The 13,750-nt window shown below is 53.0% G+C and carries 11 protein-coding genes; all 11 read left to right on the top strand.

Annotated elements, in window-relative coordinates:
* Window positions 1-57: 57 nt before the first annotated feature.
* The 11 genes from K5Y33_RS08315 (at window position 58) to wcaK (ending at window position 13,747) form a co-directional block, all read left to right on the top strand.
* Entirely contained in the window at window positions 58-1,188 is a 1,131-nt protein-coding gene (locus K5Y33_RS08315) for a polysaccharide export protein (protein ID WP_101763361.1), read from the top strand.
* A 9-nt stretch (window positions 1,189-1,197) separates the two neighbouring features.
* Window positions 1,198-1,632: a protein tyrosine phosphatase gene (locus K5Y33_RS08310; RefSeq protein ID WP_101763362.1), complete on the top strand. Its 435-nt coding sequence runs from the start codon at window positions 1,198-1,200 to the stop codon at window positions 1,630-1,632.
* Between the two features lie 12 nt (window positions 1,633-1,644).
* A complete protein-coding gene (gene wzc / locus K5Y33_RS08305) occupies window positions 1,645-3,822 on the top strand; it encodes a tyrosine-protein kinase Wzc (RefSeq protein WP_192411528.1) in 2,178 nt (725 codons plus the stop codon).
* A gap of 181 nt (window positions 3,823-4,003) precedes the next feature.
* Window positions 4,004-5,140 carry an EpsG family protein gene (locus K5Y33_RS08300; protein WP_217548638.1) on the top strand — a complete coding sequence of 379 codons (1,137 nt, stop codon included), beginning with the start codon at window positions 4,004-4,006 and terminating at the stop codon, window positions 5,138-5,140.
* 15 nt (window positions 5,141-5,155) lie between these two features.
* Window positions 5,156-5,878, top strand: a complete 723-nt coding sequence (locus K5Y33_RS08295; protein WP_222233683.1) for an SGNH/GDSL hydrolase family protein — start codon at window positions 5,156-5,158, stop codon at window positions 5,876-5,878.
* Window positions 5,879-5,902: 24 nt separating this feature from the next.
* Entirely contained in the window at window positions 5,903-7,081 is a 1,179-nt protein-coding gene (locus tag K5Y33_RS08290) for an acyltransferase (protein ID WP_101763366.1), read from the top strand.
* Between the two features lie 74 nt (window positions 7,082-7,155).
* A complete protein-coding gene (locus K5Y33_RS08285) occupies window positions 7,156-8,073 on the top strand; it encodes a glycosyltransferase family 2 protein (protein WP_101763367.1) in 918 nt (305 codons plus the stop codon).
* Between the two features lie 73 nt (window positions 8,074-8,146).
* Entirely contained in the window at window positions 8,147-8,899 is a 753-nt protein-coding gene (locus tag K5Y33_RS08280) for a glycosyltransferase family 2 protein (RefSeq protein WP_210081884.1), read from the top strand.
* A 50-nt stretch (window positions 8,900-8,949) separates the two neighbouring features.
* A complete protein-coding gene (locus K5Y33_RS08275; protein ID WP_101763369.1) occupies window positions 8,950-9,984 on the top strand; it encodes a glycosyltransferase in 1,035 nt (344 codons plus the stop codon).
* A 57-nt stretch (window positions 9,985-10,041) separates the two neighbouring features.
* A complete protein-coding gene (locus tag K5Y33_RS08270; protein ID WP_222233682.1) occupies window positions 10,042-12,252 on the top strand; it encodes a phage tailspike protein in 2,211 nt (736 codons plus the stop codon).
* A gap of 232 nt (window positions 12,253-12,484) precedes the next feature.
* Complete coding sequence (gene wcaK, locus K5Y33_RS08265; protein WP_101763371.1) at window positions 12,485-13,747, top strand: colanic acid biosynthesis pyruvyl transferase WcaK; 1,263 nt, start codon at window positions 12,485-12,487, stop codon at window positions 13,745-13,747.
* The last annotated feature ends 3 nt before the right edge of the window (window positions 13,748-13,750 follow it).

The raw sequence follows: 13,750 nt of genomic DNA, 5'->3' as shown, positions 1-13,750 counted from the left end.
ACAGCGGGCGATTTCGCCTCTATCAATCAATAACTGATAGCGAAGAATCAGATGATAATGAAAATTAAATTGATACCTTTACTGGTATCCGCGACTTTTCTCTCCGGATGCACCATTGAGCCGGGTTCTCACCTTTCCACCAGTGGAAAAGATGTCATAGAGCAACAGGATAGCAACTATGACATCGACAAATATGTCAACGTCTTCCCGCTGACGCCGCGTCTGGTTGAACAGATGCGTCCGAAGCCGTTAGTCGCGCAGGCTAACCCGATGCTGCAAAATGAAATTCAGAGCTACGAATACCGTATCGGTGTCGGCGACGTGCTGAACGTCACCGTCTGGGATCACCCAGAGTTGACCACACCTGCCGGTCAGTACCGTAGCGCCAGCGACACCGGTAACTGGGTACAGGCAGATGGCACCATTTTCTACCCGTACATCGGTAAAGTGCGCGTAGCAGGCCGAACGGTTACCGAGATCCGCAGCGAAGTGGCGCGTCGTCTGGCGCAATACATCGAAAGTCCGCAGGTTGACGTTAACGTCGCCTCGTTCCGTTCGCAGAAAGCGTACGTCACCGGTTCGGTCACCACCTCCGGACAGCAGGCGATCACTAACGTGCCGCTGACCGTGCTGGATGCCGTCAACGCCGCCGGCGGTTTAGCGGCTGACGCTGACTGGCGCAACGTGGTGCTGACGCACAACGGCAAAGAACAACGTCTTTCGTTGCAGGCGCTGATGCAAAACGGCGACCTGAGCCAAAACCATCTGCTCTATCCGGGCGACATCCTTTACGTGCCACGTAACGACGATCTCAAAGTCTTCGTGATGGGTGAAGTGAAGCAGCAGTCAACGCTGAAGATGGACCGCAGCGGCATGACGCTGGCTGAAGCACTGGGCAATTCGCAGGGTATGGATCAGACCACCTCTGATGCCACCGGCGTGTTCGTGATTCGTCCGATTCGCGGCGCCAACCGCACCAAGATCGCCAACATCTATCAATTGAATACCAAAGATGCGGCATCGATGGTGATGGGCACCGAATTCCAACTGGAGCCGTACGACATCGTCTATGTCACCGCGACACCAATCACCCGTTGGAACCGTGTGATTTCGGGCCTGCTGCCGACCATCGTAGGTATTGACGATGCCAGCTCCTCGGCCCTTCGTTTCCGCAACTGGTCGAACTAAGGGTTCGCCATGATTAAGTCCGTGTTAGTCGTCTGCGTCGGCAATATCTGCCGCTCCCCCACCGGGGAGCGTCTGTTCAAACGCGCGCTACCAAACATCCGGATTGCCTCCGCAGGGCTCAGCGCGCTGCAAGGCTATCCGGCGGACCAGAAAGCCCTGGCTGTGGCCGCCGAACACGGCGTGTCGCTGGAAGGGCATCAGGCTCAGCAGTTAACGGCCAGCATGTGCCGTGACTATGACCTGATTCTGGTAATGGAAAAGCGCCACATTGAACAGGTGAATCGCATCGATCCAGCCGCACGCGGAAAGACCATGCTGCTTGGCCACTGGCTCAATCAGCAGGAAATTGCGGATCCGTACAAAAAAAGTCGCGAGGCCTTTGAAGAGGTCTACGGGTTACTGGAAAACGCTACCCAGAAATGGGTCAACGTATTAAGCCGATAGTTGGGAATATCCATGAATATCAAAAACAAGGTTATGACCGCGCCAAAGGAAGATTCGAATGGATGGGATCTGGCGCATCTTGTGGGACAGCTGATTGATCATCGCTGGATCATTGTTGCCGTTACCGCCTTCTTCATGCTGGTAGCCACGCTCTACACACTGTTTGCTACACCAATCTACAGCGCGGATGCGTTAGTCCAGGTTGAACAGAAGAACGCCAGCTCAGTACTGAATGAGTTAGACAGCATTCTGCCGCCAACGCCGGCGTCCGATACCGAGATTCAGATTCTGGAATCGCGCATGGTTATCGGTAAAACCGTTGACGATCTGGGTCTGGACACCGTTGTCACCCAGAACTATTTCCCGGTAATTGGTAAAGGTCTGTCGCGTTTGATGGGTAACAAGCCATCAACTGTCGCCATCTCCCGCCTGGAAATTCCACGCACCATCGATAAACGTACCGTTGAACTGGAAGTGACCGGTCCTGACTCGTATACCGTGTCAGCGGACGGTGATGAGCTGTTCAAAGGTAAAGTCGGTCAGCTGGAAACGCACGGTGAAGTGACCATGCTGGTAAGCGGCATCAATGCCGATGAAGGCACCAGCTTCAGCGTTACCAAACTGAACGAGCTGCAGGCGATTAACTCGGTGCTGGCCAACCTGACCGTTGCGGATAAAGGCAAAGATACGGGCGTGCTGGGTCTGGAGTATCTGGGTGAAGATCCAGAGCAGATCAGCAAAGTGCTGAACCAAATCGTCAATAACTACCTGCTGCAGAACGTTGAGCGTAAATCTGAGCAAGCGGAAAAGAGCCTGGAATTCCTGCGCAACCAGCTGCCGCAAGTGCGTGGCAAACTGGATGATGCCGAAGACAAGCTGAATACCTTCCGTCGCCAGAACGAGTCGGTTGACCTGTCGCTGGAAGCCAAATCGGCGCTGGATTCTTCTGTCAGCGTGCAGAGCCAGTTGAACGAACTGACCTTCCGTGAAGCCGAAGTGTCTCAGCTGTTTACTAAAGATCACCCAACCTACCGCGCGTTGCTGGAAAAACGCAAAACGCTGGAAGGTGAGCAGGCGCAGCTGAATAAAAAGATTTCTCAGATGCCACAAACGCAGCAAGAGATCTTGCGTCTGACGCGTGATGTGCAGTCTGGTCAGGAAATCTACATGCAGTTGCTGAACCGTCAGCAAGAGCTGGGTATCAGTAAAGCCAGCACCGTGGGTGATGTACGCATCATCGATGGCGCAGCAACCGGCAACAGCCCGGTGGCACCGAAGAAACTGCTGATCATCGCGGCGAGCGTGATTCTGGGTCTGATGGTTTCTGTTGGTCTGGTGCTGCTGAAAGCGCTGCTGCATCACGGCATCGAAAATCCAGAGCAACTGGAAGAGCTGGGCATGAACGTCTATGCCAGCGTACCGCTGTCAGAATGGCAACGTAAGAAAGATACCGAAGCACTGGCGCGTCGTGGCAACAAGGTGAAAACCGATCCCCACGAAACGCTGCTGGCGCTGGGCAATCCAACTGATCTGTCAATCGAAGCGATTCGTAGCCTGCGTACCAGCCTGCACTTCGCGATGATGGAAGCGAAAAACAACATCCTGATGATCACCGGCGCCAGCCCAGGTATTGGTAAAACCTTTATCTGTGCCAACCTGGCAACGCTGGTCGCCAAAGCGGGCCAACGTGTGCTGTTCATCGATGGTGATATGCGTCGCGGTTACACCCACGAACTGCTGTCAGCCGATAACAAATCCGGTCTGTCTAACGTGTTGTCAGGCAAAACCGAGTTCAGCCCGGCGCTGATTCAGAAAGGCCCGTACGGTTTTGACTTCCTGCCACGCGGTCAGGTGCCACCAAACCCATCTGAGCTGCTGATGCATCGTCGCATGGGTGAGCTGCTGGATTGGGCGAGCAAGAACTACGACCTGGTGTTGATTGATACGCCTCCGATTCTGGCGGTCACCGATGCGTCTATCATCGGTAAGCTGGCCGGTACGTCGCTGATGGTGGCGCGTTTCGAAACCAACACGCCGAAAGAACTGGATGTCAGCTTCAAGCGCTTTGCCCAGAACGGTATTGAGATTAAAGGTGTGATCCTCAACGCCGTGGTGCGTAAAGCCGCCAACTCTTATGGTTACGGTTACGACTATTACGACTACGAGTATGGCAAACCGACCAAAAGTTAATTTGCCCGTCATTCACAGTTAATGATGAGGGTAATCCGGTGAAGAAAGGGGCGGGTTGACCGCCCCTTTTGATCGCACCGTTTGAATGACGACACGCAACGATTTACACAGGTGATTCTCTCTATAACGCCATTAAAAGCCACCGCTGGCACGAGAACTTGTGGAATTAAGGAATCACACCATGGCTCCATATTGGTATTTATCAGGGTTTTTGCTGTTGCTTGCGCTGGTCGAAATCCTGTTGAAGAAAGACGAACGCACCACCCATATTCTGACTTACCTGCTGTGCATCGCCACGGTCACGCTGATTATTTTCGCCGGTATTCGCGGTCTCGGTACCGGGATGGACGACTATCAATATCGCAGCTTCTTTGCCGACTTCGTCCGCCGTATTGAGGTCAACGGTTTTGCCAACACCGTCGCCTTCTTCCGTTATGAACCGCTGATTTTTGCTATCGCGTGGATCACCAGCCTGTTTTCACACAATGCCAGCGTGTTCCTGTTTGTGTTCAGTATTTTGGCAGTTTCAACCAATGCCATCTTCTTCAAAAAGATGTCACCGTATCCGGTGTTGGCATTGGCGCTTTACTCGGCGCATATCTTTATCAACAAAGACGTAAACCAGATTCGTTTTGGCCTCAGCTCGGCGCTGTTCCTTGGCGTGATCTGGACTATTTACCTCAAGCAATACTGGTGGGCGTTTGCCTTCTTTATTCTGTCCTTCCTCAGCCACAACACCGCAGTAATGGTGGTGACCATCATTCCGTTCCTGTTTATTCGGGAATCGCGCTGGTGGCCGGTGGCCATCATCCTGTTCAGTGTGCCACTTTCGGTGGTGGGCGGGACCGGCTTTATTGCCTTGATCGCCGGACATCTGGGATCGATGGGCGAGAGGGCCGCAGGCTACAGTAACGAAGCCTCGAATGCCGGTGACGGCAGCGTGGTGTCAGTGTCCAACCTGAAAAACATCATGCTGGTGTTTATCTTTGTCTACTTCATGCTGAGCAACCAGCTCAAGCGCGAACAGTACGACGTTTGGAAGCTGAACTACCTGTTGATTCTCACTTTTGCCATCGGCGGTGGCATCAGGATCTTCTTCTACAACTACTCATCGGGTGCGCGCCTGTCGAACTACCTGCTGCAGGTCGAACCGATTATTTTGACGTCGCTAATCTTCCAGTCAAAACGCGTACTGAAACCCGCGATGTTTGCGATGTTCGCTTTCTTCCTTGTTTATTACCTCTACTACAACACGATCTCACTGAAGCAGGCCGTTGTGGGCTATGAAGTTGCTCGTGAATTCAAATTGTTTCATTAACCGATGAGAGGAAATATGCGGAAGACTTTACTGGCAGTTCTGATCACCTCTGCGCCGTTTCTGGCGCAGGCAGAGGATCATCCCGGCATCTTTATCATCGCCGCCTACGGTGACTCCACCACCGCCGGCGTTACCGCGTCGGGCAATCGCAATATCCTCAGTAAAAATAATGAAGTGAGTTTTTTGCAGCAGATGTTGCGTGAGAGATACGGCAACAACATTGAGGTGAAGAACCACGGCATGCCGGGCGCACAGGTTTCGGTGCTGGTGTACAACAAAGACAATACGCCGATGGATTGGTCAGAACGCATGGCGAAATCCGATGCCAATATGATTTTGATTAACTATGCCATCAACGATGCGCGCATCAACTTCTTCAAAGACAAAGGCGAGCGCATTGAAACGCCGCAAGAGTATAAGCGCATTATCACCGAGCTCGTAAAAGGCGCCAAAGCGAATAACAAGCTGGTGGTTCTACAGGAACCGAATCCCATTTGTGGCAAAGCCGAGCGCTGGAACGTCTGGCCGTATGTTTATCAGTTAAATGAAGTGGCTAAAGAGCAGCAGGTGCCGATTGTGAAGCAGTACAGCGTCATCAAGCAGAACCGTGACTGGCAATCTGAGATGTCGCCTGATTGCATTCACCCGAACGAGATGCTTTATAAGCAGAAAGCAGAAAGAACCTTCAACGTCTTAAGCAGCACTTTCGATAGCGTTTTGTCGCGGCACAGCAGCTAACCCAACTCAGATTCAGGAGCTGACATGTATGTATTAATCATGGTGCTGTCATTTTGTCTGGCGCTAATCATTCTGCGAGTATTCTCCTTCCACAAAGGCGTGTACAACAGTAGCGGTATTAAAAGTATCTCTGGTATGCGCGCGCTGCTGGCCAGCATCGTGGCGTTCTCACACTTCGCGCACTACATCTATTCGCTGGATGGTCAGTGGGTGTTCGATAAAGACTATTTTGCCTGGTTCTCCGAAGGCAACTTCTTCGTTAACTCCGGTAAATTCGGTGTACTGCTGTTCTTCATGATCTCCGCCTTCCTGTTCTATCGCTGGCTGGATAATGAAACCCTGACGCCAGGGCAGCTGACGCACAAGCTGCTGAAGTCGCGTATCCGCCGTATCGTCCCGATGTTCTGGTTCTCCGGTTTTGTCATCATCGCGGTAGGCGTTGTGCAGGGCGACCTCACTTACAGCCTCACGGCGGTGAAAGATGCCGTGCTGTGGTTGCTGTTTATTGGCAGCTACCGCATGGGTGATTTCCTGACGGCGGATGTCAACGCCGGTGTGGAATGGACGCTGCGCCTCGAATGGTTGCTGTACCTGTCGATTCCGCTGATTTACGTGCTCAACCGCGCCACCAAAGGTAAATACAAAACGCTGCTGATTCTCGGCTCGATCGGCGTGATTTTCTGCGTGGCGGTTGGCCTGCGTCTGTGGGGCAAAACCTATACCGATCCGCGTCCGGTGCTGGGCTTCGCCATGGGTTATCTGGCGTATAAGTATCGCGACATGTTTGCGCACTACAGAACCTCCAGCCTGGCCGGCTTTGCGGTGATTGTGCTGTCGCTGTTCTCGCTGTCGTTCACCAGCAACACCTTCTGGTATCTGATTTTCCTCTGCTGCCTGACGGTAATCTTCTTTATTGTCAGCAGCGGCAACGCGGTGTTTGGCATTCTGGAAAACAAAACCCTGATGTCGATTGGTGAGGTGAGTTACAGCCTGTATCTGATTCACGGTGTGGTGCTCTATTTCATCAAGCAGATCCCGGAAACGCTCTATCCGCATTCGTTCCTGTTCTACACCTTGCTTTCAACGTTGTTCTTTGTCGCCTCCTTCTATGTGGCGAAATTGACTTACCTGTTTGTCGAGAAACCGTTTATCGGCAGTAGCAACAAGAAGAAAGTGGCGATGAAGACCTCGCCGACAAATTAGGACATCACCCATTATTCTTTTGAGCCCACAAGTTATATCATTGATTTTGTAACTTTTTTAATGAGGTGCTGGCAATGCAGGAGATTCGCTTCTCAATTGTTATTCCCGCGTATAACGCGTCGAAATCGATTGTCACGACGCTAGATTGCGTCAAAGCGCAAACCTATCGCAATTTTGAAGTCATTATTGTTGATGACAAATCGGCCGATGCGGCTGAACTGGCGCAGGTGGTACGCAGCGAACGTTATCAGGATTTGGCTATCAAACTGGAGCTGTCTGAGGTCAAACTCAACGGCGCTGGCGCCCGTAACAAAGGTATTGAGCTGGCAACCGGCGACTTTATCAGCTTCCTCGATGCCGACGATGAGTGGCATCCGGACAAGTTATTGGTGGCGAGTGAAACCATCGCCAAACTGGAAGCGCAGGGCAAATCGCGCTACGTCATCTTTAGTCAGGTGAACATCCATCAGGATGGCAGCTTCCTCAAGGTGATGCCGATGCAACCGCCCGGCAAAAACGAAACCGTGGCCGAGTATCTGTTTGGCTGTTACGGCTTTATTCAAACCAGCACCATTGTGCTGAAGCGCGAAGATGCGGCGCAAATCCAGTTTGACGCGCGCTATATTCGCCATCAGGATTATGACTTCTGCATCCGCGCTGACCGCATGGGTTATGCCTTCGTGATGATCGATAAGCCGCTGGCAACCTACCATCTGGTGACCAAATTTGGTTCCAAGCACAAAGGCGAATCGGTCAAATACTCGTTCTTCTGGCTCGATACCATGAAGCCGCATCTGACCACGCGTGACATCCATACTTATAAGGCGTTCAAGCTGCCGCTGCGCTACAAGATGGATGGTAAATCGCTGCAGGCCAGCCTTAGCTTTGCACGCTACTTCTTCCTCACCAACCGTGACAATCGCGCCTACTTCATGAATCGCCTGCTCGATAAGGTGAAGTCGCGCTTCTCGGGCAGAAGAGCCGTCTCCTGATCCACTTTTAAACACTTTCACTTGCTCCCTACACGGGGGCAATTTTTTGGTTCCTGAAACTCCGGGTAGACAAATGACAAATCATGTTGGCACCGTCGGTATTGTGATGCCGATGTATAACGCGCGAAATACCGTTCTGCGCGCGGTTGAGTCGATCATCAACCAGACCTACAGCGACTGGCATCTTTACCTGATCAACGACAAATCCACCGATGATTCACTGGCTTTAGTGCGTGAACATTGTCAGGACGCGCGTATCACCATTCTCGACAACGAGGTCAATCAGGGCGCAGCCGAAACCCGTAACGTGGGGCTGCGCGCGGCGAAAGAAGCGATCATCGCGTTTCTCGACAGCGATGATGAATGGCACCGCGAAAAACTGGCCGAACAGACGGCCGCGATCGCCGCCGGCGACGATTTCGTGATCACGCATTATCACTACAAAACCAAAACCGCTGACCACGATATCAACTACAGCAAACCCTACCTGCAGCAGGAAAACTTCGTGAAGAAGCAATATCGTGTTTGCTTCTCCTCGGTGTGTTTCCGCCGTCCTCCACAGGGCATCTTCTTCCAGCGTAAAGGCCACGAAGACTTCCTGTTCCTCTATGAGTTGTTCCTCCGCTACAAACAAGCCCGCGTGATCCAGAAAACCCTGGTCAACTATTACGAGTTGGGCGATTCACTGTCGCGCAACAAAAATAAAGCGGCGAAGTGGCACCTCGAATTATTAAGAATTATCTATAAAAACAATCCGTTAAAAGTATATTACTATTATACATGGTACATGGTGAACGGGGTTCTTTTTGCCTTAAAACACCGCTAAGCGCAACGGTGATTTAGCTGCTTATATATTTTTGAGGTGGAAAGGATTGTATGAAAAAGATCGTTTTGGTGATTAAAGATGCCTACTCGTATGCGGGCACGGAAAACATCTGCAACTTTATGTCTGAGTGCCTCGGCGAGCAGCATGAAGTCACCATTTACTCGCTGGAAGGCCATGGCAAAACCTTTTATCCGTTCGAACGGGTGAAAAAAATTGTCAGCTTTGAAGGCCACAGCAACCCAATTAAAAGCGCCGTTAGCAGCATTCATCAGGAAGGCTTCGACAGCGTATTCCTGATCAGCATGGGCCGCCTGAGCGTGATGTTCGCCTTCTGGAATCTGATGGCGCTGAAGAAGAAGCGCTTCAAGGCGTATGCCTGCGAACACATCGCGATTAACTCGTTCAGCAAGCCGATTAAACTGCTGAAGTGGCTGATGCTGCGCTATTACGACCAGGTGATCGTCCTGACCGACAAAGATCATCAGGTGTTTAACCGCTGGAATATTGCCAGCCAGCAAATCCCCAATCCGGTGGTGTACAAAGCGTTTCAACGTCAAACGCGCAGCCGTCAGGCGCTGGCGGTGGGACGTCTTGATAACCAGAAAGGCTTCGACCTGCTGCTGGATATCTGGGCCGACTTCAGCAAGAAACATCCCGAGTGGAAACTGGTGATTGCCGGTGACGGCGAACTGCGCCAGCAGCTGCACGATCAGGCTGCGGCGTTAGGTATCACTAATAGCGTTAACTTCGTCGGCAAAGTCAGCAACATCAACGATTACTACCGCGAAAGCGACATGGCGCTGATGACTTCGCGCTATGAAGGCTTGCCGCTGGTGCTGCTGGAAGCCAAATCCTGGTCGCTGCCGGTGGTGGCGTACGATTGCCCAACCGGGCCGCAGGAGATCATCAACCACGGTGAAGATGGCTTCCTGGTGCCGATGAATGACAAAACCACCTTTATCAAGCGGATGGAGCAGCTCGCCAGTGATGATGGCCTGTTCTACGCCATGAGTGAAAAAACCAAAGAAACCGCGCTCAAGTTTGACGGTAATCAGATCAAGCAGAGCTGGCTCGCCCTTGTTTAGCGACAATTATCGTGCCTCGGGAATCCTTTTTGGCCGCACAACCACGGGAATTGAAGCATGAAAAGAAGAGAAGTCTTGCAGGCCGCAGCCTCCTCGATTGTTACTGCGCTCTCAGTGAGTGCGTTTTCCAGCTACGCCGCAAAAAGTGGTCAGCCAACGTTAAAATCCGTCGATCCCGCCAGCGTTCCGGCGGGCGACGTGCCGATTCTGACGCCAGAAAACGTCTATACCATGCCGCCGCAGTTCTGGCAGAACTTCGAGGGCAAACTGTGGATCGGTAAAGCGGGCAGCGATGCCAGCCAGGCCGGCAATCAGATCCCGGTGTTTCTGCGCGATGCCAATGGCAAAGTGTCACAAATCAGCCAGCCGATTGCGCTGAACAAAGGCAACTTCGCCCAGTTCATTCACGACAATGCGGCGTTGATCGCCAATCCCGCGCACTCAATGGTGGTGGAGGACGATCAGGGCCATACGCTGTTTTCTATCAGCGATGTCTCGCGCCCTAATCAAAGCAACTTCAGCCAGCGTCTGGCGCAGCCGAACGGCTACCAGCTGATTGGTGAAATCCCATCGGTTGAAGAGCTGCGCAAAACCCGTCCGCTGTTTGCCGGTGCCAAAATCAAGCTGAAAAGCTGGCACGAAGGGCTGGAAGTGGGCGGCGGCGAGTTCGTCGGCACCTTCGGCGATGGCAAAGATGATGGCGGCGTGAACTTCAGCGGCAACGGTTTTACCTGGCGTCGCGTGGTGGAAGATTTTAATCGCCTGACGCTGTTTGATTTCGGTGCTATTGCCGACGGCAAAACCGACACGGCACCGGCGATCAAAGCCATGTATCAATGGTCGATTGATGCCAGCCAGCAGATTTGCGTGCAATTCCCGGCCGGCACCTTCTTTGTCTCTGAATGTGATTTCGGTGACGAAGGACGTCGCTTCTTCCGCATTTCCGGCGCGATGGTCAACTTCGGTTACTTCCCGGCGACCACGCTGGTTTCCGACGGTCGCTCCGAATTCCTGTTCCAGGTAAATGCGCGCTGGACGGAAATCTCCAACCTGAATTTCAACGGCAATACCGACAAGCGTCCGAACAAACAGGGTTTGTTCCGCAATACCTGTCCGGGCGGCCAGTTCTTCCGTGGTGCCTGCTTGCGCTTCAATCAGGTGGGCGGCGTTTCGCTTAGCCTGCTGGATACGCTGGATTGCAAAATCGACCAGTGGTACGCCAACGCCTGTACCGGCGATGTGATTAAAGCCAGCTGGTCGGGGCAAAAGGCCGGTGCCTGGGATCACAGCACCGCGATTGAGCTCTCCAACTTCAACGCCCAGCACTGTAAAGGCGGCATGGTGTTGAATCTGCCGCGCTGCAGCCAATCCATCATCCACAACGGCTGGATTGAGCACAGCGATTTCCCTGGCGACATCTCGAACGGCCAGTGGATTGTCGATGCGCTAAGCATTGAGGATTGTAAGAACCCGCTTAACGCGCGTAACTCGCGCCTTAATATGCGCCAGACCAATCTGCAGTCGGGCAGCTGGATTGATAACTCGCTGGAAGGCGAGCGCTGGCTGAACATCTGGGAAATGGGCTCAACGCGCGTTGAATCTTACGGCGTCGCCATTGATGGCAGTCTGAAATACAACTACATCACCTCGCGCTTCCGCCTGACCAACAACAGCGATCAGCAAACCTGGTTTGAACTCGGCAACTTCTACTCGCCTACGGTGGGCGATAGCTGGGAGATCGAGGTATTTGGTCAGTCACAGTTTAATAACGGTACTGCCAATCAGCCGCTGATGGATGTCATCGACGGTAAAGGCACCGGCGGTCGCGCGGTGATTCATCTGCAGCGCAAGAAAAACAAAGCGGAAGCCTGCTGGTCAGCGGAAGGTAGCTCGCCGGTGGTGGAGGTACGTTTCGAACCGCGCACCGATACCGACACCAAAGTGTTCGTGAAGTTAGCGGGCTGGACGCCGACCACCGCTGTGCTGATCAAAAGCACCGCCAAGGATCGCTTCCTGACCGGTCGCTGCGCGCGCGTTGACGCCGTGATGGACAAAGGCGCGCCGGGCAGCGCAGCGCAACAGGCCCCGCAGCGTTTTAGCCTGCACAACGGCAAAGCCGGCATCGGCGGTAACGAGCAGGGCGATCTGCTGCTGGCCTCGCGCGCGCTGAAGCCGGAACAGGTGGATACGCGCGAACCTAAAGGTTTCATCTCGGTGGTGATCAATGGCGAGCAGGTGGCTATGCCTTATTTCGCCGTTAAATCGTAACGCACACTAATCGTAGCGGCGCAATTCATTGCGCAATGCCAATTTCAGGTACGCGCGATGAATCGCGCCGCTACGGAATGTGCATAGTTTGTAAGCAGTACTGAATAGAAATGCAATTAGCACCACTTTTTTGGGGTTTACTCCCATTGCAGTCCTTTGAATCAGAGTTCACTTTGCCAGTGCAGCTATTGGCGGCTTGTAAAAATTACAAAAATTTTTCCGGAGTTTTTTTATGAAGATTTTATTGGTAGGAAACCATACCTGTGGAAATCGTGGGGATGGCGCGATTTTACGTGGGCTGATTGATTCACTCAAATCCGCGCGTGCGGATTTGGATATCGATGTGATCAGCCGTTATCCAACAAGCTCTGGCTATTTACTGCAGCAGGATATCCAGCAGGATTCCCTGTTCCTGCACAACAGCAAGTCGGGCAAAGGGTTAGTGGGCAGCCTGAAACGCAAGGTGGCAAACCGCTTGATGCCGGACATCATGATGGCGCACCTTGGCAAAGGCGGCGTATACAAATCCTTCTCGGTGCCACCGCATCTGGCGGCGTTCACCCAAAGCCTTGCGCAGTACGACGCGATTATTCAGGTTGGCGGCTCGTTCTTCGTCGATCTCTACGGCGTGACCCAGTTCGACCACGCGCTTTGTGCGCTGATGGCGAAAAAGCCGCTGCATATGGTCGGTCACTCGGTCGGTCCGTTCGAGAACCCGCGCGTTAATGCGCTGGCGAACTTTGTCTTCGACCGCGTTGACAGCCTGGTGCTGCGCGAAGAGGTGAGCTACGACCGCCTGAAGCAGGATGGCGTGACCACAAGCAAAGTGAAGAAGGGTGTTGATACCGCGTTCCTGGTTGAAGCGCGTGAAGTGGCCAATCCAAGCCATAACCTGCTGCACTGGCAGGCGATTATCAGCGCACGCAAAACCATTGCGATTACCGTGCGTGAACTGGCGCCGTTCGACAAACGTCTTGGCGTAACACAGAAAGAGTATGAAGCTGCCTTTGGCCGCGTGATTAACGCGATGATTGCCGAAGGTTATCAGGTGGTTGCCTTCTCTACCTGTACCGGTATTGATAGCTACGCCAAAGACGATCGCATGGTGGCGCTGACGTTGCGCGATCATGTCGAGCATCCCGAGCATTACCATGTCATCATGGACGAGTTCAACGACCTCGAACTCGGCATCCTCCTCAGCCATTGTCATCTGACCATTGGTACCCGCCTGCACTCCGCCATCATCTCCATGAACTTTGGTACGCCAGCCGTGGCCATCAACTACGAGCACAAGTCGCTCGGCGTGATGAAACAGCTTGGCCTGCCGCAGATGGCCACCGATGTGCAGAGCCTGATGGACGGTTCGCTCATTGATAAAGTGCAGACGGTGCTGGCCGACTACGACAACGTGAAACACAAAGTTGATACCGCGGTGGCGCAGGAGCGTGAGATTGGTAACCGCATTACAGCAGAAATTCTCAACGTCCTGGGGTGAAGT

Origin of the sequence: Pantoea sp. DY-17, from assembly GCF_019795975.1 — a bacterium.
In the GTDB taxonomy this organism is placed as follows: Bacteria; Pseudomonadota; Gammaproteobacteria; order Enterobacterales; family Enterobacteriaceae; genus Pantoea; species Pantoea leporis.
Note: the sequence above shows the minus strand (reverse complement) of the source record. Positions and strands in the feature narration are given on the sequence as shown.